Origin of the sequence: Pyramidobacter sp. YE332, from assembly GCF_033060595.1 — a bacterium.
Taxonomy (GTDB): domain Bacteria; phylum Synergistota; class Synergistia; order Synergistales; family Dethiosulfovibrionaceae; genus Pyramidobacter.
In genome coordinates this window covers 1,304,720-1,324,102 of the sequence record NZ_CP133038.1, presented here as the reverse complement: position 1 = coordinate 1,324,102, position 19,383 = coordinate 1,304,720, and the positions used below count along the sequence as shown (strand labels likewise).

20 protein-coding genes and 1 riboswitch are annotated in these 19,383 nt (G+C 59.4%); of the genes, 11 read left to right on the top strand and 9 right to left on the bottom strand.

Features of this window, described 5'->3' with window-relative positions; all coding sequences use genetic code 11:
• Positions 1 to 7: 7 nt before the first annotated feature.
• Positions 8 to 757, top strand: coding sequence for an N-acetyltransferase (locus RAH42_RS06195; protein ID WP_120371890.1), 750 nt, complete (start codon positions 8 to 10; stop codon positions 755 to 757).
• Positions 758 to 869: 112 nt separating this feature from the next.
• Here RAH42_RS06195 and RAH42_RS06190 read toward each other — a convergent pair whose 3' ends face one another.
• Positions 870 to 2,102 (bottom strand): HD domain-containing protein, encoded by a 1,233-nt coding sequence (locus tag RAH42_RS06190; RefSeq protein WP_317540195.1) that lies wholly within the window; start codon positions 2,100 to 2,102, stop codon positions 870 to 872.
• Between the two features lie 159 nt (positions 2,103 to 2,261).
• Here RAH42_RS06190 and RAH42_RS06185 point away from each other — a divergent pair, with 159 nt between their 5' ends.
• Positions 2,262 to 3,011, top strand: a complete 750-nt coding sequence (locus RAH42_RS06185) for a transporter substrate-binding domain-containing protein (RefSeq protein WP_078016115.1) — start codon at positions 2,262 to 2,264, stop codon at positions 3,009 to 3,011.
• 82 nt (positions 3,012 to 3,093) lie between these two features.
• Here the strand turns inward: RAH42_RS06185 and RAH42_RS06180 are convergent, their stop codons facing one another.
• Positions 3,094 to 4,173: a hypothetical protein gene (locus RAH42_RS06180; RefSeq protein ID WP_317540194.1), complete on the bottom strand. Its 1,080-nt coding sequence runs from the start codon at positions 4,171 to 4,173 to the stop codon at positions 3,094 to 3,096.
• A gap of 6 nt (positions 4,174 to 4,179) precedes the next feature.
• On the opposite strand from RAH42_RS06180, the gene RAH42_RS06175 reads away from it, so the two are divergent.
• Positions 4,180 to 5,070 carry a hypothetical protein gene (locus RAH42_RS06175; RefSeq protein ID WP_317540193.1) on the top strand — a complete coding sequence of 297 codons (891 nt, stop codon included), beginning with the start codon at positions 4,180 to 4,182 and terminating at the stop codon, positions 5,068 to 5,070.
• On the opposite strand, the gene RAH42_RS06170 is transcribed toward RAH42_RS06175, so the two are convergent.
• Both RAH42_RS06170 and RAH42_RS06165 read right to left on the bottom strand, forming a co-directional pair.
• The gene (locus RAH42_RS06170; protein WP_317540192.1) at positions 5,058 to 5,597 is read right to left on the bottom strand and encodes an ankyrin repeat domain-containing protein; all 540 of its coding nucleotides are present in this window, start codon (positions 5,595 to 5,597) and stop codon (positions 5,058 to 5,060) included. The genes RAH42_RS06175 and RAH42_RS06170 overlap by 13 nt on opposite strands.
• A 29-nt stretch (positions 5,598 to 5,626) precedes the next feature.
• The gene (locus RAH42_RS06165) at positions 5,627 to 6,154 is read right to left on the bottom strand and encodes an ankyrin repeat domain-containing protein (protein WP_317540191.1); all 528 of its coding nucleotides are present in this window, start codon (positions 6,152 to 6,154) and stop codon (positions 5,627 to 5,629) included.
• A gap of 301 nt (positions 6,155 to 6,455) precedes the next feature.
• On the opposite strand from RAH42_RS06165, the gene RAH42_RS06160 reads away from it, so the two are divergent.
• From RAH42_RS06160 to RAH42_RS06130, 7 genes are all read left to right on the top strand, one after another.
• Positions 6,456 to 8,087 (top strand): PucR family transcriptional regulator ligand-binding domain-containing protein, encoded by a 1,632-nt coding sequence (locus RAH42_RS06160; protein WP_317540190.1) that lies wholly within the window; start codon positions 6,456 to 6,458, stop codon positions 8,085 to 8,087.
• Between the two features lie 358 nt (positions 8,088 to 8,445).
• On the top strand, positions 8,446 to 9,165 hold the full coding sequence (locus RAH42_RS06155) for a DUF5058 family protein (RefSeq protein WP_120371895.1): 720 nt from the start codon (positions 8,446 to 8,448) through the stop codon (positions 9,163 to 9,165).
• A gap of 27 nt (positions 9,166 to 9,192) precedes the next feature.
• Positions 9,193 to 9,849 (top strand): hypothetical protein, encoded by a 657-nt coding sequence (locus tag RAH42_RS06150; protein WP_078016120.1) that lies wholly within the window; start codon positions 9,193 to 9,195, stop codon positions 9,847 to 9,849.
• A 124-nt stretch (positions 9,850 to 9,973) separates the two neighbouring features.
• Positions 9,974 to 11,158 carry a M20 family metallopeptidase gene (locus RAH42_RS06145; RefSeq protein ID WP_120371897.1) on the top strand — a complete coding sequence of 395 codons (1,185 nt, stop codon included), beginning with the start codon at positions 9,974 to 9,976 and terminating at the stop codon, positions 11,156 to 11,158.
• Positions 11,159 to 11,173: 15 nt separating this feature from the next.
• The gene (gene yajC, locus RAH42_RS06140) at positions 11,174 to 11,437 is read left to right on the top strand and encodes a preprotein translocase subunit YajC (RefSeq protein ID WP_078016122.1); all 264 of its coding nucleotides are present in this window, start codon (positions 11,174 to 11,176) and stop codon (positions 11,435 to 11,437) included.
• A gap of 140 nt (positions 11,438 to 11,577) precedes the next feature.
• Positions 11,578 to 11,695, top strand: a riboswitch (SAM riboswitch).
• Positions 11,696 to 11,788: 93 nt separating this feature from the next.
• Complete coding sequence (gene metK / locus RAH42_RS06135) at positions 11,789 to 12,973, top strand: methionine adenosyltransferase (RefSeq protein WP_078016123.1); 1,185 nt, start codon at positions 11,789 to 11,791, stop codon at positions 12,971 to 12,973.
• Between the two features lie 169 nt (positions 12,974 to 13,142).
• Positions 13,143 to 13,532, top strand: a complete 390-nt coding sequence (locus RAH42_RS06130; protein WP_317540189.1) for a hypothetical protein — start codon at positions 13,143 to 13,145, stop codon at positions 13,530 to 13,532.
• A 147-nt stretch (positions 13,533 to 13,679) separates the two neighbouring features.
• On the opposite strand, the gene RAH42_RS06125 is transcribed toward RAH42_RS06130, so the two are convergent.
• From RAH42_RS06125 to typA, 3 genes are all read right to left on the bottom strand, one after another.
• Positions 13,680 to 13,850, bottom strand: coding sequence for a 4Fe-4S binding protein (locus tag RAH42_RS06125; protein ID WP_078016125.1), 171 nt, complete (start codon positions 13,848 to 13,850; stop codon positions 13,680 to 13,682).
• A 109-nt stretch (positions 13,851 to 13,959) separates the two neighbouring features.
• On the bottom strand, positions 13,960 to 14,952 hold the full coding sequence (locus RAH42_RS06120) for an NAD(P)H-dependent glycerol-3-phosphate dehydrogenase (RefSeq protein WP_317540188.1): 993 nt from the start codon (positions 14,950 to 14,952) through the stop codon (positions 13,960 to 13,962).
• A gap of 15 nt (positions 14,953 to 14,967) precedes the next feature.
• Entirely contained in the window at positions 14,968 to 16,842 is a 1,875-nt protein-coding gene (gene typA, locus RAH42_RS06115; protein ID WP_317540187.1) for a translational GTPase TypA, read from the bottom strand.
• Positions 16,843 to 16,866: 24 nt separating this feature from the next.
• On the opposite strand from typA, the gene RAH42_RS06110 reads away from it, so the two are divergent.
• Positions 16,867 to 17,187, top strand: coding sequence for a hypothetical protein (locus tag RAH42_RS06110; protein WP_205948269.1), 321 nt, complete (start codon positions 16,867 to 16,869; stop codon positions 17,185 to 17,187).
• Here the strand turns inward: RAH42_RS06110 and RAH42_RS06105 are convergent.
• Together RAH42_RS06105 and RAH42_RS06100 are read right to left on the bottom strand one after the other, a co-directional pair.
• A complete protein-coding gene (locus RAH42_RS06105; protein ID WP_317540186.1) occupies positions 17,184 to 17,774 on the bottom strand; it encodes a hypothetical protein in 591 nt (196 codons plus the stop codon). The two genes, RAH42_RS06110 and RAH42_RS06105, sit on opposite strands and share 4 nt — an antisense overlap.
• A gap of 86 nt (positions 17,775 to 17,860) precedes the next feature.
• Complete coding sequence (locus RAH42_RS06100) at positions 17,861 to 19,378, bottom strand: DUF1846 domain-containing protein (RefSeq protein WP_078016129.1); 1,518 nt, start codon at positions 19,376 to 19,378, stop codon at positions 17,861 to 17,863.
• Positions 19,379 to 19,383 lie beyond the last annotated feature (5 nt).

Below are 19,383 nucleotides of genomic sequence, written 5' to 3'. Positions count from 1 at the left end.
AAAGGAAATGGGCAGGAACTATGTGAATCTGACGATCGGCAACCTCGACTCGGAGCATGTGTGCTGCGCAATCGCAGATAAAAAACATCAGGACGGCGTGTCGGTCAAAAAACAATGGCTCAAGGAGCGTATCCAGGAAGGGCATGTCTTTCGTAAACTCAATGAACGAGGAAAGGTGTTCATCGAGTACGCGCCTCTGGAATCGTCGTGGGTCCCCGTGCGCGGAGAAAATTATATGTACGTCTATTGCCTGTGGGTGGCCGGCTCGTTCAAAGGCAAAGGACACGCGCGGGATCTCATCGAGTATTGCATCGCTGACGCAAAGGAAAAAGGGAAATCCGGCGTGTGCGCGCTGAGTTCAAAAAAGAAAAAGCCCTATTTGTCCGAAAAAAAATTCCTGCTCAAGTATGGTTTCGAGGTGGCAGATACCGCCGGAGATGATTACGAGCTGTTGGCTTTGTCTTTTGACGGACGGAAACCCCGTTTTTCCGAAAACGCAAAAGCGATGAGGATCGACGATAAATCGCTGACGATCTACTACGGGGCGCAATGTCCGTATATTCCGGACTGCGTCGAGCAAGTGCGAAGGTATTGCGATAAAAACGACATCCCTCTGAATCTGGTCGCAGTCGACACCTTGGAAAAAGCCAAAAACGTCCCATGTGTTTTCAACAACTATGCGGTTTTTTACAACGGCGTTTTCGAAACGGCTCATTTATTGAATGAGACGTACCTGAAGAAGCTGCTTCATCCATAGGGGGCGGCCGCGCTGCGCGGTCGGAGTCGCCCGTCTTTGGGATACGGCGGCGAAGACTGTCAGACGTTCCGTGCGGAACGTCTCTTGAACGGAGCGGCGGAGCGCCGCCGTATTATCCTTCGGGCGGCAGGCGGCGGGCGAGAGCTTCGGCCAGACGCATGCGCAGCCACCGGCCGCGCGCCTGCGGCGGCAGATCGGCGGGGAACGCCAGACGGGCGCGTTCTTCGTCGAGAACGGCGGCGTACCGACCGTAGCGCTGCAGAAAGTCGGGCAGCGCGCCGTGATCGGCGCGGATCACGGCGGAAACTTCCGCCGCGTCGAAACCGCCGCGCCGCATCTCCCCGATGACCGCCACGATAGCGCCGGGGCGGCGCAGGCGGGGGAGCCGCATGTGATTGGCGATCATAAAGCGGGCGAAATGATACCACGGCCGCGGCAGCGTCATGCGGCGGTCGAGCCGCTCCAGCGCGGCCAGCCCGCGTTCTTCGTGCCCGATGTGACGCGGCCATTCCTGCCGCGGCGTCAGCTCCTTGCCGAGGTCGTGGACGAGGGCGGCGAAGCGCGTCGCCGCGCGTGGCGTCAGCGCGGCGGCGCGGCGCAGAACTTCCATACTGTGCTCGAAGGCGTCGAGGCCGCGGTGGTAGAGCGCCGGCTGTTCCACGCCGATCAGCGCCGCCAGCTCGGGGAAAACGGCGTCGAGGATCCCGGCGTCGCGCAGCGCGGTGAAAAAAAATTCCGGCCGCGGGGAAGCGAGCGCCCTGCGCATCTCGGCGAAAACGCGCTCGGCCGGTTCCCGCGCCAGTTCGCCGCGGCAGGCGGACATCAGTTCGACCGTGCCGGGATCGATGGAAAATCCCAGCTGGGCGGATTGGCGGGCGGCGCGCAGCGCGCGGACCGGATCGTCGCGGAAATGTTCCGACGTGGCGCGGATGATTTTGTTCTTGATGTCGCCGCGCCCGCCGAACGGGTCGATCAGCTCGCCGCCGGGCAGGCGGACGGCCATGCTGTTCATGCGCGTGTCGCGGCGGTACAGGTCTTCTTCGATGGTCGTCTCGGGGCTGAAGCGCGCTTCAAAACCGCGATAGCCCGTCCCGGTCTTGCGCTCGGTGCGCGCCAGCGCCACTTCGCTGAGGCGGCCGCTGACTTCCAGCAGATAAACGGGAAACTGCCGCCCCACGGAGCGGACCTGGAATTCGCGCTCGAGCGTTTGCGCGTCGAGGCCGCAGACGACGTAGTCCTTGTCCTCGGCGGGGCGTCCGATCAGGCGGTCGCGTACCCAGCCGCCGACGACGTAAAGCTGGCCGCCGAGCGCGGCGACGCGCGCGGCGAACTCGTTTTCGTTCATGCACAGCCACCTCGTTTCTACGGAGAAATCGAATTGCCGAGATCAATAAACTATTTTTTAATGAGCGCTTGACAGATGAACTGAATAGTAATAATATACGTTGCAAGGACGAAAAAAGTCCGACAAAAATCTGTCGTCACTCAGGAGGTTGTTTTTAAAATGTTTAAACGCATCGCTGCACTTTCCGCTCTGCTGACGCTGGCCGCAAGCGCCGCTTTCGCGGCTTCGGCTCTGGACAAGGACACGCTGGTCGCCGCGACCGAGAGCACGTATCCGCCTTACGAATCGCGCAACGAAAAAGGCGAGCTGGTTGGCTTCGACATCGAGCTGACCGAGACGGTCGCCAAAAAACTGGGCAAAAAGGTCGAATGGCTCGACATGCCTTTCGATTCGCTGATCCCGGCGCTGATGTCGGGCAAGGTCGATCTGGTCGCCGCCGGCATGTCGGCCACGCCGGAGCGCGCCAAGCGCGTCAACTTCTCGGCTCCGTACGAGATCTCCTTCAGCGCTTTCGTCACTGGAGTCGAAAACCCGCCCCAAGACACCGACGCACTGGCCGGCAAGATCGTGGCGGTGCAGATCGGCACGGTGCAGGAGAATTTCGCGCGCAGTCTCGGCAACGTGGAAGTGAAGACGTTCCAGAAGTTCGACGACTGCGTGCGCGAGGTTGTGCTCGGGCGCGCCGCCGCGACGCTGATGGACATTCCCGTGGCGAAGCAGTACATGCAGGCCAAGGATTTCGCCGGCAAAGTCACGGTCGCTTTCAACAAACAGATCACCGGCGCTGACAAGGCCATCGCCATGCCCAAGCAGGACGAGGCGCTGAGCGCCGCGGTCAACGGCATCATCGAGGAAATGGACAAAAGCGGGGAGCTGGCGGCTCTGCGCGACAAGTGGTTCAAAGAGTAACGCTCTGCCGGTCCCTTGAGAAAAAGCCCCTGAAACGGCCTGCGCCGGATTTCAGGGGCTTTTGTCGCCGCGCTTGAGAAATCTAATTCGTCTTGGTCGGCGGCTGGTCAGATTGGGCCAGCACGGACTGCTCGGGCTCGCGGTGAGATTCTGCCGCGGCCCTGAGCGCGCCTTTCTGGATCGCTTCCAATTTTTTCAGCTCGGCGGCGTGAAAGGCGTCTTTCTGAGCCAGCAGGGTCGCGAGGCGCTTTTCGTATTCCTGCTTGAGCGCGGCGATCAGTTTTTCGCTGTCGCGTGCGGCGGCGTTCCGTGCCTGTTCGATCTCCGCAGCGCGCTGCGCCGCCAGCTCACGCTCGCGCTCCGCCAGCCGCCGCGCAAAGTCGGCGCGCAGCGCGGCCACGTCTTGCATCTTTTGCTGTTCCGCGCGGGCCAGGACGCTCTTTACGTCACGCTCGGCCCGGGCGGCGGCCTGTTCCATTTCTTGGCGGTGTTTGGCGTTGAGGGCGTCACTGGAGGTGGCGAACTCGATCTGCTGCTGCGTTTGCTGTTCCTTGAGCATTTTGTCGTACCGGAGTTCCGCCTGACGCAGCGACTGGGCGTAGGCCGTCTCGAGAAGGCGGCTGGCTTCCTGCCGACCCTGTTCGATGCCGGCTTTGGTCGCCGCGGCTTCTTTTTCCGCTTCCGCGCGCTTTTGAGTCTCGGCGGCGGCCAGAGTTGCGTCCAACAGCTCGCGGCTTTGGGCCTGCGCGACGTCGAAAGCGCGCTGCAGGGCGGAGACTTTTTCGTTCAATTCGTCGCCGCGGCTCTTTCTAAGACGGTTCAGCTCATCGTTATACTGGGCTTCCAACTTGGAAACGGCATCGAACATTTCCTGACGATGAGCGGTCTCCAGACGGGCTTTTTCGATCTCGAACGCGGCTTTGAGCTGAGTGTCCTGCGCTGTCAGCTTTTCGTTCAGTTCGGCGTGCAACTGTTTCTCACGGCTGTCCAGACGGGCCTGAACTTCGGCCAGATCTTGGGCGGCTTTGTCTTTCTGCGAGTTCAGCTCGGCTTCCAGAGCGGCGGAGATCTCGCGTTCCTTCCGCAGGCTGGCGTTCAGCACGACCAGCGTCTCGTCGAACTGCTTTTTCAAGGCGGAGTTCTCCTGCAGGGCAGCTTCCATTTTCTCGTGGAGTTCTTCGTCTTTCTGGCGGCTCAACGCCGAGATTTGAGCCTCGTGGGCTTCTTCAAGGCGCTTTTGCTGCTCGCCCAGCGCCACGGCGTGACGGCTCTGTTCCTGGAGGAGCGCGTTCCGTTGTCGTTCTTCCATGGTGGCGACGGTTTCCCGGATTTTCGCGTCAAGCTTCTGTTCGTTTTGCAGCGTAACTTCTTGCAGTTCTTTGGCGTGCCGATTTTTAAGCTCGGCCAGTTGCTGTTCGTATTTCAGGGCGTTTTCTTCAAGCAGGCGAGCCTGGCGAGATTTCAGGTCGATAACTTCCTGTCGGTGCTGGGACAGGGCCACGCTTTGATATTGAACGGCCTGGTGGCTTTTTTCCTCGCCGACGCGGATTTGGGCGTTCAGTCGCTCCACTTCGTTTCTGTATGCTTCTTCGAGATGGGACTTGACCGCCGCCAAATTGTTCTCCGTCTCGGCGCGTTCTTTGCCGAAATCAGCTTCGGCGGCCGCTTTCTCTTCGGCCAACCGGTTCGATCGCGCTTCGGCGGCCTGCAGGCGAGCGGCGAGCGCGTCGATTTCGCCTTTCCGCTTTTGGAAGTCCAGCCTGTTTTCTTCGATCAGTTTGAGGTTCTTCTGCATTTCGCTCTGCCACAACGCCGTCAGCGTGTCGATGTCCCCGCGGCTCAGTTCCAGCTCTTGCCGCTGGCTGGCCTTGAGTTCCGCGATGTTGTCGGTGAGCTGCTGGATCAGGCTTTTCTGCTGCTCCGACAGTTCGCGGCCGGTCTGGAGCCGTTTTTGGGCGTTTTCGGCCGTCTGGGCGGCGAGGTCGGCTTTTTTCCGCAACTCGACGGCGGCTGTCGTGAGGCGAAGGATCTCGTTCTGCTCGTCGGCTATTTTTTATAGAGCGGCACGATCCGCGGATTGTCCGCGGGGCCGCCGACGCTTTTCTGACGCTCGGCACCGATCTGGATGCCGCGCTCTTCCGCTTCGTTTACGCTTGCGGCGATGGAGGAAAGGAGCAGCAGATCCTCGGCGGCGAACGCCGGATTGGCCTGGGCGTAATCGAAGGCGGTCTTGCCGTCGACGTCGCGGTAATCGACGCGGGCTCCGTGAACGAGAAGCTCGGAAAGGACTTTCGGATTGCCGTTCGTCGAGGCGGCCAGGATCAGCGCGGTGCGCCCGCGGTCGTCGCGGGCGTTCTCGCGGGCCCCCCACTTCATGAGAACACCGACGACGTCGGGGTGCGCGTTGTACTGCGCGGCCCACATCAGCGGCGTCAGGCCATCGACGGGAGCGTTCGGGTCGGTGCGGGCCTCGAGGTAAAGACCGACGCGTCGTGCCAGACCGCGGCGGCAGAGTTTGGCGAAGCGTTCCGGCGTCATGGGGGCGGGAGCATTCTTTTGCTGCGTGCGCTCTTTGAGCGTGGCCAATTGTTCGGGAGTGTATTTTTTGCCGCTTTCTATGTAACTCCAGGCCGTCTTTTGTTGGCGCCGGTCACGGTGGGATCGGCGCCTTCGTCAAGCAGCGTGATCAGAACTTCGTAGGCGTTGCCGGCCCGCGCGGCCAGCATGAACGGGGTGGCGCCGGAGTTATCCGCGGCGGCGAGATCGGCGCCGAGGTCGATCAGCGCCGCGGCGATCTCGGGATTGGGATTGCGCATCGCCGCGAGACCGAGCGGCGTCCAGCCGCGGGAGCCGCGTTCTTCCAGCTCGGCTCCGGCCGCGGCCAGGGCGACGATAATCTCGGGATTGTCGCTGTCCTGGGCGGCGGCGGCCAGCGCGCGCATCCTCTCTTTGTTGGCGGCGTTGACGTTGCTTCCGGCGTTGACGAGCAGCCTGATTTTGTCGGGATCGGCGGCCTTGCCTTTGGCCTGGGCGGCCATCATCAGCGGCGTGTTGCCTTTGGCGTCGGCTTTGCCGACGGAGATCCCTTCGTCTTTCAGGGCCGATGCGACCTGCAGCGCGTCGCCGTTCAGACAAAGATCCATGAACTCCTTCTGCGAAAGCGCCCACGCTGGGGGACAAAGGCAAACGGCGGCGAACGCGAAAAACGCCGGGATTTTACTTTTGAGCAGAGTCATAATTTCTGGGAAGCCTCCTCAAATTTGCCTTCAGAGAATTTTCATGTAGAATTGAAACACTCGTCCTTATCGGCAGAGGACGCGCTGCTTTTCCGCCGCAAAGGCGGCAAAACAAAAACAGACGTCCCTTTATGACGAGCGAAAACGATACCTTTAAAATTCAACTCTATAATAGTACTATACTTTGCATGAAGTTCGCAAGTTCGAAATGCATAAGGAGATCTTGAGCGATGACGACAACTGTGCGGGAAACGTTGGCCCTGGAGTCTTTCAAGGGTTTCATGTGCTGGCGGGATTTGGCGGGCTCGACCGGGAAATTTCCACCACGACCTTTATCGAAGCCCCCGACTCGTGGAAATGGATCCGCGGCGGCGAGTGCGTGCTCACGCTGGCTTACGCTTTTCAGACGGAAGAACAGCTGCTCGCGCTCGTCCGCGAACTGATCGAACGTCAGGCCACCTGCATCGGCATCAAGACCGAACGCTACATCAAACAGGTTCCCCAGTCGGTGCTCGACCTGGCCGACCAGCATAAATTCCCCATCATCGACATTCCCATTTCCGTCCCCTTTGCCGCCATCATTCACCCGGTGCAGTCGCTGATCATTCACGACCAGGCGCGCCTGCTCAAATACTCCGAAAAAGTTCGCCACACCTTTTTCGGCCTCAGCGTGCGGGCGGCGGAGATCGAGGAAATCATGCAGGTGCTCTGCGAATTCACGCACGTGGATCTGGCCTTCGTGGATCTCGCGACGGACAGAAAGTACATTTTCTCCGATTCGCCGCAACTGCCGGCGGCGTTGGATACGCTTCCGCTCAAGGACGTGCTGAATCTTTATCCCCACGAGGACGTGATGCTCAACGGCCGGCTTTTGGGACACCTCATTTTCGACGCCGACGCCGAAAAGCTCAAAGACCGCTGGTCGGAGATCCCGATCAATCAGGCCAAGGGCGCGCTGCTCCTGTACTTTCAGCGCCGCGAGGTTCGGCATCAGGTGGAATCGCGTTATCGCAACGAATTCGTGCAGGACCTGATCACCCGTAACATCCGCATGGAGCAGGAGGCTTGGAATCGAGCCAAGAGTTTCAACTGGAACCTTGAAGGTCCTCAGCGCGTGGTCATCGTCGATATCGACAACTACAAGAGCTGCCTGACCCGCGCCATTTCCGGCGGCCAGGGCGTGAACGCCATCGAAAACAGCAAGTCGCGTATCTATGCGATCGCCCGGTCGTTCCTGGCGCGTCTTAACGGCGGAAAATATCCCTATGCGGAGATGAGCGACTCGATCGTCTTTATCTTTCCTTCGGGCGACGAAAACGGGGGAGGATTCTTTAACGACCTGCTGCGGCGCACGCTGGTCGATATGATGAAGGTGATCCAGACCGAAACCGGTTTTACGGTGACAGTCGGCGTGGGCGATCCGTGCAACAACGTCTTCGACTGTCCCGAAAGTTACCGCCAGGCCCAGCAGGGACTTGAACTTCTGCGTCGCAGCACGGGCGGCAACGTCATCGCATCGTGGTCGGAAATGGGGGTCTATAAACTGCTGTATGGCGTAGCCGGTACTTCCGAGGGCTGCAGCTTCATGGAGCGTTATCTGGGGCCGCTCCTGAGCGATGAACGGCCTGCCGGCGCCACGCTGCTGGATACGCTTCAGACGACGGTGAGCTGCAATTGGAACTTGAAAGACGCGGCCATGGCGATGGACGTTCACTATAACACGCTCAAGTACCGTTGGCGGAAGATCTGCGATCTCCTCGGCATCGATCCGTCCAAAAGCGGCGATCGACTCAACGTGATGATAGCTTTGAAGCTGTACCGCATGCACAAAAAGGCGTAACGGAAACGGCCGATCCTCATGGCCGCATGATGGTAAAATGTCGGTGCGATCTTGTCTCTTGAATACAAAATAAGCCACAGGAGCATGAAAATAGTCTCCTGTGGCTATTTTTATCGGTATTAATTTGTTGTAATTTGAAAAACTGATATAAAAAAAGAACTCAGATCGACGCTATGAAAAAATATCCTTGTTTTTTGTCTTTTAAGAACATTGATGTTTGTGAAAGAAATATTTATGATGAAAACAACGTCGGCGGTGAGCGCTGAAGGAGAAGAGCTGACGCGGGGCTTTATCGAAAAGGCCGGAACGTTGTTCTGGTCCATCTTATGGCGATCATTTTCGAGGAGGTACGGTTTTCATGGAGTCTTTGCAGGAAGTTATGAGAATTGGCAACCAGCCCATGGTCTGGGCCCTCTGCGCCGTCACCGTCGTGGTGTCGCTGGTTCAGTCGCTGCTGTTCACCCGTCTGGCCAAGCGGACGGCCCGCGAGGCGCAGATCAGTCCGGAAATCACCAAGACGGCGTTCCGCGTCGGACTGATCTCGGCCATCGGTCCCGCCATCGGCGTCTTCATCGTCATGGTCGGTCTGATGGCGACGATCGGTTCGCCTATGGCCTGGCTGCGTCTGTCCATCATCGGCGCGGCTCCGACCGAGCTGACGGCGGCTACTCTGGCGGCCGAGGCGGCCGGCAGCGGGCTGGGCAAGGAGAATTTCACGCTGCAGGTCATGGCCGTGACCTGGTTCGCGATGGCCCTGAACGGCTGCGGTTGGCTCCTCGTCAGCGGGCTCTTCGCTCCTTATCTGGAAAAACTCCGCGAAAAAATGGGCGGCGGCGACACGAAATGGCTGGCCGCGATCGGCGGCGCGGCCTCTCTGGGCGTCTTCGGCTATCTGTGCAGCAACGAGATCCGCCGCGGCACGGGCAACATGCTCGCCGCGCTGACCGGAGCCGTGGCGATGGTCTTCCTGGTGAAGTGCGTCGTGCCGAAGCATCCCAAGCTCACCGAATACGCGCTCGGCATCGCCATGCTCTTCGGCATGGCGTGCGCCGTGATCCACGACGTCGTCATGATGTAATCAGGATGGATGAAGGAGGTTTTTTCTATGGATCTGAACGCTCAGTGGAAAAAAGGTTGTATCCGTATCGGTACGCCGACGAATCTTCTCGCCGCCGCCATGAGTTTTTTGCCCGTTTTGTGGCTGTGCAGCGCTTATAACTGCTGGCCCAGCCTCGACGTGGTGCTGAAGGCCTGGGGGCTTGTGGCCGCATCCTTTGGCGCGTTCTATTTCGTCGAACCGATTTCCTATTATTCCGTGATCGGCCTTTCCGGGTCTTATCTCGTGTTCCTTTCCGGCAACATCGGCAACATGCGCGTGCCCTGCGCCGCTCAGGCGCTCGACGCCACGCACACCGAGCCCGGCACGCTCCAGGCCGAAGTGGTCTCGACGCTGGGCATCTGCGGCTCCATCGTCACCAATCTGATCGCCGTCCTCCTGGCCGCGTTCATCGGCGCGTCCGTCGTCGCCGCGCTGCCCAAGGTCGTTTCCGACGCTTTCGTCAAGTACGCGGCCGGCGCGATCTTCGGCGGTACCTTCGGCAACTTCGCGATCAAATATCCCAAGATCGCCGTTTTCGGCCTCGCTATCCCTCTGGCGCTGATCTACTTCGTCAAAACTCCGGCCTACATTACGATCCCCGCGGCGGTCTTCGGCTGCATCGCCATCGCCCGCGCGTTCTACGTGATGGAGAAGAAAGCCTGATTCATCGAAGCTATCCAAAAAAGGTGAGATTCGAACCTCTGTATCGAGTCAGGGCGGGGACGATGCCGTCTTTCGCCCTCTCTTTTATCACATGGATGTCATGGACTGAAAGGAGCTCTTGAATATGTGGGAGAAATGCCAATCGCTTCAAAACGATCTTGTGGCGCTGAGACGCCGGTTCCATCAGATCCCTGAGCTGGGCGAGGATCTTCCCGAAACTCAGGCGCTGCTGTGCGCGGAACTCGACGCGATGGGGATCCCTTACAAGAAGAACGCGCTCGATTCCGGCGTCGTCGCCCTGATCGAAGGCGGCAAGCCCGGCAAGGTCGTGGCCCTGCGCGCCGATATGGACGGTCTGCCTATCGCGGAGGCGACGGGGCTGCCCTTCGCTTCCAGGCACGAGGGACGGATGCATGCCTGCGGCCACGACACGCACATCACGATGCTTCTCGGCGCCGCCAAAGTTCTGAACGAGCACAAAGCCGACCTGAAGGGAACGGTCAAGCTGATCTTCCAGACCGGCGAAGAGACCTGCACCGGCTCTCAGATCATGCTCAAGGAAGGCGTGATGGAAAATCCCCACGTCGACGCCGTGTTCGGCATGCATATCGGCACCATCATCGACCCGAATATCCCCGCGGGGACGGTGATCGTGACGCCCGGTTGCTGCATGGCGTCGTACGACCATTTCATACTGCACGTGACGGGCAAGGGCTGTCACGGATCGACGCCCGAGAAAGGCGTCGATCCGATCGTCGTCGCGTCCAACATCGTGCTGGCTCTGGAGGAGATCATCGCCCGCGAGGTGCCTTCCACCAAGGCGGCGGTCGTCACCATCGGCCGGATCCATGGAGGCATCGCCTACAACGCCATTCCCGGCGAGGTGGAGATCGAGGGGACGACGCGCGCGCTCGAAGAAGAGGTGCGTCAGTATCTTGGCAAACGTATCGGCGAGATCGCCGCAGGCATCGCCACGTCGTACCGCGCCGAGTGCAAGTACGAGATGATCTGGGGCGCGGCCCCGGTGGTGAACGACGACGAAATGGCCAAGTTGGCGGCTGGCGCGGCGGTCAAGGTGCTGGGCGGAGACGGCGTGGTCACTTCCATTCCAGCGCCGAACATGGGCGGCGAGGATTTTGCCTTCTACCTTAGGGAACGTCCCGGCGCTTTTATGTTCCTGTCCTCGTCGAACCACGAAAAGCACACCGACGGCCCGCACCACAACCCCCACTTCGACGTCGACGAAGACGTGTTCTGGAAAGGTTCGGCGGTCTTCGTCTCCATCGTCGAAGATTATCTCGGCAGATAAAACGGCCGCCCCGCGATGGAAAGCAAGGGCCTGTACTACACGCTGCTCTATGTCGGCGTTCTGATCCTTTTCTATTACGCCTTCATTCTGATCCCGGGAAAGAAACGGAAGCGCGCGCACGATGAGATGCAGCGGGGCGTGAAGGCCGGCGACCGCGTCGTGACCATCGGCGGCGTCAAGGGAACGGTGCTCGAGGCCGATGAGGAAACTTTGGTCATTGAAACGGGCGGCAGCCGCATCGAGATTCTTCGCGGCGCTGTGCAGATGGTCTGCAAATAATTTTTGACGTCCCCGGGGGCGTACTGCCCTACGTCGTCGGGAACAAGGTGAGGGAGCTTGCGAGGAGGCGCGGGCTCCCTTTTTGTACGCTTTTATTCGGTTGACAACTTTATGGAGCTGTGTATAATGAACCGGTAAAACTCTTATCAAGAGCGGCTGAGGGACTGGCCCGACGATGCCCGGCAACCTGCCCGTACGGGGAGTGTGGTGCCAAAACCAGAGACCGGAGCGAGAATGCTGCGGGTCGGATGATGAGAGGAGCACACTCGGCTGTTTTTGAGTCTCTCCTCGCGGAGAGGCTCTTTTTTATCTCCCGTGAGAACGGCGATTTCACTTTATGGAGGTACTGCAATGGCGGAAAAAATCCTTATCTCTTCGGAATCGGTCACCGAAGGGCATCCTGACAAGCTGGCCGATCAGATTTCCGACGGCGTGCTCGACGCAATCCTCGCGCAGGACCCGATGAGCCGTGTGGCCTGCGAAACGCTGGTTGCCACAGGGGCGATCATCGTCGCCGGCGAGATCACCACGAAGGCCTACGTAGACATTCCCGGCATCGCCCGCAAAGCGGTGCTCGACGTAGGCTATAACCGTGCCAAATTCGGTTTTGACGGCGAGACCTGCGCCGTGTTCACGCAGATCGACGAGCAGTCCGGCGACATCGCCATGGGCGTTGACAGAGCCATGGAAATCCGCGAGTCGGAGATGGACGACGACCAGATCGATCGTATCGGCGCCGGCGACCAGGGCATGATGATCGGTTACGCGACCGACGAGACGCCCGAATTCCTCCCCATGCCGTTTGCGCTGGCCCAGCGCCTGGCCCGCCGTCTCACGGCCGTGCGCAAGGACGGTACGCTGAATTGCCTGCGTCCCGACGGCAAGACCCAGGTCACGCTGGAATACCGCGACGGCGTTGCCGTCGCGGCTGACACGATTGTGGTGTCGTCGCAGCACAGTCCCATGGTTTCGCTGGAAGAGCTGCGCGACTTGATCACCCGGGACGTCATCGAACCGGTTATGCCCAAAGAATTGATGAAGAATCCTCGCGTCCTCGTCAATCCCACGGGGCGTTTCGTCCTCGGGGGGCCGATGGCCGACACGGGGCTGACGGGACGCAAGATCATCGTTGATACGTACGGCGGCATGGTGCCTCACGGCGGCGGCGCTTTCTCCGGCAAGGACCCGACGAAAGTGGACCGTTCGGGCGCGTATATGGCCCGCTACGCCGCCAAGAACGTCGTCGCGGCCGGCCTGGCCAGGCGTTGTCAGATCCAGGTGGCTTACGCCATCGGCGTGGCTCGTCCCGTTTCGGTGCACGTGGAGACTTTCGGGACTTCTAAACTCAACGAGGAACAGCTGACCGAGCTGGTGCGCGCCAACTTCGATTTCCGTCCCGCGGCGATCATCCGCGATCTGGAGCTGCGCACGCCGCAATATCGCCGTCTGGCCGCCTACGGGCACATGGGGCGTATCGACCTCGAGCCTCTTCCCTGCTGGGAGAAACTTGATCGCGTCGACGCTTTGCGGCGCTGACGCAAAGGGCAGGCCGGCCCTCGCAAAATTTTGCGAGGGCCGGCCTGTGGTCTGGAGATGCTCGTGCGGGAAAGTTGTCCTTTGGGGTTGAATGCTGGTATAATTTTTACGGTCGGAACAAAGGCGTTTTCACGTGCCGGTTGAGAAAAATTTTAATGAGGTGAGATCGATGATCAAACGCTTGTTCGAGTGTCTGGCGCTGGGAATCCTGGCGGTGCTGGGCCTGGCGAAATTGAGGGGGAAAAAGGTCAATCCTCTGGCGCTGCGTGTGCTGCTGGGCATTCTCTGCCTCATGGCGATCCTCGTGGATTCCTCGCTGGTCCTTCTTTACGCGGGAACGTGGCTGCTGTTTTTGCTGGCGGGGGACTTGGGAAGGAAATTCAACGTCAATCTGAACCTTTTTGTGCCTGCGGGGGCGGAAAACGGTAATGCGTCCCTTGAAACGGAGGAAAGTTCCGCGCTGATCCTGCCTGCCGAAGATATCGCGACGGGATCCTTAAAGTTGGCTTTCTTGAAGAAGCCGCTCTCCCTTTTTGCCAGACGGAAGGGTAAAAAATAGATGGTCTCTGCGGAGCCTCTCCTTCCACCCTGCAGGAGCGAAAGGGGAGAGAGGCTCCTCTGATTGCAAAAGAAGACCACCGGCGATGCCGGTGGTCTTCTTTTGCAAAAAAATAAGGCCGTCCGCTGGGGAACGGCCCGATATTTCTTACAGGGAGATTGCTTCAACGGGGCAAGCGCTGACGCAGGAACCGCACTCAACGCACTTGCCTTCATCGACTTTAGACTTGCCGTCCTCAAGAGTGATTGCCTCAACGGGGCAAGCGCCTTCGCACGCGCCGCAGCCGACGCAGACGTCGACATTAACCTTCGCAGCCATTCTGTTGCACCTCCTTCGCTTTTTTGTCATTGACCAAAGTTTACAATAAGTCTTTGATATGCGCAAGAGTTAGCTTTTGTGTCAAATGGAGTAAAGCTAAAAAAATGGGCTATTCCGGTTTGGGATCGCGAGTCAGCAAATTCCGCAAGGCGTCTTCAAGATCGAGGTGCCCGTAAAGTACTTCATGGACTGCGGAAGAGATCGGCATTTCGACGGAGAACTTTTCCGCGAGTTCCTTGACGGCCTTCACGGTATAAGCGCCTTCGGCCACCTGTCCAAGCGCGGCCGCGGCCTCGTTCAGCGTCATTCCGCGGCCGATCATCTCGCCCAGACGGAAGTTGCGCGAATGACGGCTGTAAGCCGTGACCATCAAATCGCCTATGCCGGCGAGGCCGGAAAAAGTCTGGGGACGGCCGCCCAGCGCGACTCCCAAACGGGTAATCTCCGAAAGGCCGCGCGTGACCATCGCCGCCGTGGCGTTGTCGCCCATCTCCAAGCTGTGAAGGAGCCCCGAGGCGATGGCGACGACGTTTTTAACGGCGCCGCCGACTTCCACGCCGGTCACGTCCGGGTTCGTATAAACGCGGAACGTCTCTCTGTTGAGGAGTTTTTGCCAGAGCCTCGCCGATTCCCGATTCAGCGAAGCGGAAACGAGCGCCATCGGCAAGTTGCGGATCACTTCTTCCGCGTGGCTTGGTCCCGAAAGGGCCGTGTAGGCCGCTCCCGGGAAAAATTCTTCCAGCAGCTGGCTTATAAGCTTTAACGAACGTATCTCAACGCCTTTGGCCGCGTTGGCGATTTCGACTTTCGGCGTATAAAAAGGAACGATCTTTTCCAGCGTCGCGCGCAGGAACTGCGTGGGGGTGACGAAAAGCCAGTAATCAGAGAACTCTGCCGCTTCCTGCAGCGCGTGTGCGGCATGGATCAGCGGAGAAAGCTGGAAATCCTGGAGATAAGAAGGATTGTAGCCGTTTGCGTTGATGGCGCGTGCCTGCTCTTCAACGAAACACCAGAGGCACACTTCATGACCGCTGCGGGCGAGGCTTTGCGCTAACGCGGTCCCCCACGTGCCAGCCCCCCAAACCGTGACTGTGGCGTTCATATAATCGCTCCTTTCCTAAGCTTCGTTTTTGATCTTTCCAGCCTTCTTGCGTTCGGTCATATCGAGAATCGTCTTGCGGATGCGCACTTCCTTGGGCGTGGCCTCCACGAGTTCATCGTCTGCGATCCACTCCAACGCACGATCCAGAACGACTGTGCGGGGAACGTCGAGGTGGATCCCCATCTCCTTGGTCGACGAGCGGTAGTTCGTCTGGGCTTTTCTCTTGGTGGGGTTGCAGGGAATGTCGTTGGGGCGGGAATGTTCGCCGATCACTTCGCCGGCGTAGACTTCCGTGCCGGGACTGATGAAGAGCACGCCGCGCTCCTGAAGGTTCTCCAGCTGATAGCTCGTCGCGGTCCCCGTGTCCATGCTGACCATCGAGCCTCGGTTGCGGCTGACGACTTCGCCGCGCCACAGGTCGTAGCCGCGGAAACGCGAAGACATGATGCCGAGGCCGCGCGTGTCCGTCAGGAACGTGTTGCGGTACCCCAGCAACCCGCGGGTGGGAATGTCGAATTCCATGCGGACGATGCCCGTGGAAAGATTGTTCATGCTGACCATTTCGGCCTTGCGCCCCGCCAGTTTCTCGATGACCACGCCCTGGTACGTTTCGGGGACGTCGACGATCAGCTGTTCGATCGGCTCGAGAAGATGCCCCGACTCGTCGGTCTTGGTGATGACTTCGGGGCGGGAAACGCAGAGTTCCGAGCCTTCGCGGATCATCTGTTCCACCAGAATGGCCATCTGCAGCTCGCCGCGCCCGGAAACCTTCAGGCCGTCGGGGCGCCCCAGATCTTCGACTCTCAGGGCGACGTTCGTCTGGCATTCGCGCTCGAGCCGTCCCTTGAGCTGGCGCAGCGTCAGCGGCGTGCCGTCGCGTCCGGCAAAGGGGCTGTTGTTGACGAGGAAGAACATGGAAACCGTCGGCTCCTCGATGTCGAGCGGGTGGAGCGTTTCGCCGTTCAGCGCTTCGGAGGCCATCGTATCGCCGATGCTGATCGACTTGGGACCGGAAAGCCAGACGATGTCGCCGGCGAAAACTTCGTCGACCTCCACGCGTTCAAGGCCGCGCGTGACCCAGAGGTGCACGGCTTTCTCCTGATTGGAGGAAACCGTCTCCCAGCCTTTTTTGCGGTCGTTTTCGTCGATCCATTTGGTGCGGCTGTGGACGAACGGGTCGTTCTTGTGCAGCGTCCCCGCGACGACGCGGCCGCAGGCGATCTGTCCGACATAATCGTTCCAGGCCAGCGTGCTGACCTGCATGAGAAATGGTTTGTCGGCGGTGGCGGGAGGCGGCGGAACCCTGTCGACGATGGTCTGAAACAAGGCATCCATCCCTTCATGGGCATCCTTTTCGAGATTGCGCACCAGCCACCCGGCCAGTCCCGAACCGTAAAGCACGGGAAAATCGGCCTGCTCGTCCGTAGCGCCGAGTTCGAGAAACAGATCGAAAGTCTTCTCGAGCGCTTGGTAAGGCGTCGCTGCGGGACGATCCACCTTGTTGATGATGACGATCGGTTTCAGCCCCATGGCCAGCGCGCGGGAAAGGACGTAACGCGTCTGAGGCATCGGCCCTTCGTTGGCGTCGACCAGAAGGAGAACGCTGTCGACCATCGAGAGGACGCGCTCTACCTCGCCGGAAAAATCGGCGTGCCCGGGCGTGTCGATGATGTTGATCAGGTATTCGTTCCATTCGACGGTGCAATGTTTGGACGTGATCGTGATGCCGCGCTCGCGCTCGAGTTCGCCGCTGTCCATGACACGCTCCGCGATCTGTGCGTTTTCACGGAACGTGTGAGCGCCGCGGAAAATGGAGTCGATCAGCGTGGTCTTGCCGTGGTCGATGTGAGCCACGATCGCCAAATTTCGGATTTTGTCTACTGAATACATGAGAATGCTCCTTACTTTGCCGGATTGCTGCCGCTGAAAGATGTCTTTCAAAAAAGAAATGATACAGCAGATCCCTCTAAAGTACAAGTTGGGGCTCCCGGCAAAAATCAAAGAGGAACGCAGATGTTGCTCTGCATCCCTCTGTCACTTGGCTTAGCGAAATTCGGTCATAATGTAGTAGAGCACGATAAGCAGGGAGAAACCGCAGACGAAGTCGAACGCCGCTTTTCCCGGACGGCCGGCGCGCCGAAAGGAAAAACCCAGCCAGAAAAATGCCAGGGCACAGAGACAAAGGATCAACGGCGCTATCGTAGAAGTGAACATGTGCATGGTCTCCTTTTCTAAAAGCCGGACGGAGAATGGGTGCCGCCGTTTTGAGGAGCGAGGAGTTCGTAGAGTTCGTTTCCCTCGTGGCGTGCCGGCGCGGCTTCGTTTTCATTCTCCGCGTGCTTTTTCTTTTTATCCAGTTTTATCGAGATCCCCAGGCCGACGCCGCCGTGAGAAGGGCGAATTCTCGCGCTCTCGGCCTCGATTCCCAAAAGGCCGAGCGGTGCCTGCACGGCATTCAAAGTCGCTTCGTCGATGTCCTTTATCGTCTTGCCGGCGTTATCGACAAGTTTTTGGATCCCCGGGGAAAACTTGATCCCGCTCTGCTGCTCCTTGTCCTCAAGAAGATCGTGGGACTTCTCTTCGCGCACGAATCCCGTCTCGACTTTGCCGTGGGCGTTGCCGACGCCCTTAAAGCGAGGAAGCTGCGCAGGCCCCGCGGAAGAGCGGCGATGGTTCTGATCCTCCGCTGCCGGCGCCGGGACCTGCGGAACCGTTGTGGCCGTGACGCTGGCGTCTGGGACGGCGAACGCCGCAGAGAGCGAAGAACAGACGAGAAAAAGTGCGCCGGCCGCAACAAAGGATTTTCTGGCCGTGAAAGCCAAAAGGATCACCTCCCGATACTCGAAAGCTCCTGTTCAGTTTCAGTCAATTTTAGCATAAAGAAAAGCCGACGGCGCGCCGTCGGCTTTTACTCGTCGAAAAGACTTTTGCTCGAGAAAGACGGATCACTCGTGAGATTCATGCCCAGTTTGCGGAAACCGCTCTCGTCGCCCGGCGTCGGGATGTGCGAAAGGTGACATTCCCGGTTCCTCAGATGGCGCAGCTGTTCCACCGCGGCGGCGGCGGCGGGGTTGGAAGTGGCGCTGATGCTGAGGGCGAGCAAGGTTTCCTCGAGATCGAGGGCCAGCTTGTTCTCGCCGAAAATCTCTTTCTTGAAGTACGAAAGGGACTGGAGGATGTTGTGCGGCAGCAAGTCGATATCGTCGGGAATGTGAGCGAGGATCTTGGCTGCGTTCAGCACGGCGCTGGAAGAGGAATGGAGCAGCGGAGAATTCTTTCCCGTCACGATCGCGCCGTCGGCCAGTTCGATGGCCGCTCCGGTGAAGATGCCGCCGTCGCCTTTGCCGCGTGCCTGGCCTTCCTTGACGGCCTCCCGCGCCGGGATCACCACGCGGCGGTATTCGGGGAGAAGATCCAGCTCTTTCATGATCAGGCTGATGCGCTGCAGGCAATTTTTGTCCGCCTGACCGAGCGCGACCTCGCAGGAAGTGCGGAAATAGCGGCGAATGATCTCCTGACAGGAGGCTTCGCGCACGGCGCCGTCGTCGACGATCCCCCAGGCGATCCGGTTGACGCCCATATCCGTGGGGGATTTGTAGCCCGCGTCGCCGCCGGTGATACGGCAGAGGATCCGCTGGAGGATGGGGAAGGCTTCCAGATCGCGATTGTAGTTCACGGTCTTTCGGTCGTAGGCTTCGAGATGAAAATGGTCGATCAGATTGACGTCGCCGAGGTCGGCGGTCGCCGCCTCGTAGGCCAGATTCAGCGGATGCTTGAGCGGCAGGTTCCAGACGGGGAAGCTCTCGTATTTCGAATAGCCCGAATGGATGCCCCGTTTGTAATCGTGATAGATCTGTGAAAGGCACGTCGCCAGTTTGCCGCTGCCGGGGCCCGGCGCGGTGACGACGACGATCGGTTTGGTGGTGGGGATGTAGTCGTTGCGTCCGTACCCGTCTTCGCTGACGATGGTGTCCACGTCGGTGGGATAGCCTTTGGTGGCATAGTGCGTATAAACGGCGATGCCGCGGTTCTCCAGACGCCGGCGGAAGTTCTGGACGGTCGGCTGGCCTTCGAAACGGGTGATCACCACGCCGGCCACGTGCAGGCCGCGCTGCGTGAATTCGTCGATCAGGCGGAGGACTTCGGAATCGTACGTGGTGCCGAAGTCGGCGCGGATTTTTTTGCGCTCGACGTCTCCCGAATAGAGGCAGATGATGACTTCCGCCTCGTCGCGAAAACTCTCCAGCAGGCGCATCTTCACGTTGGGATCGAAGCCGGGAAGGCAGCGCGCCGCGTGATAGTCGAAAATAAGCTTGCCGCCGAATTCAAGGTAGAGTTTTTGCCCGTTTTGCCTGACCCGTTCCGCGATGGCCGCGGTTTGCTCCTTCAGGTATTTTTCGTTGTCGAAGCCGATTTGAGAAGCCATGGAAA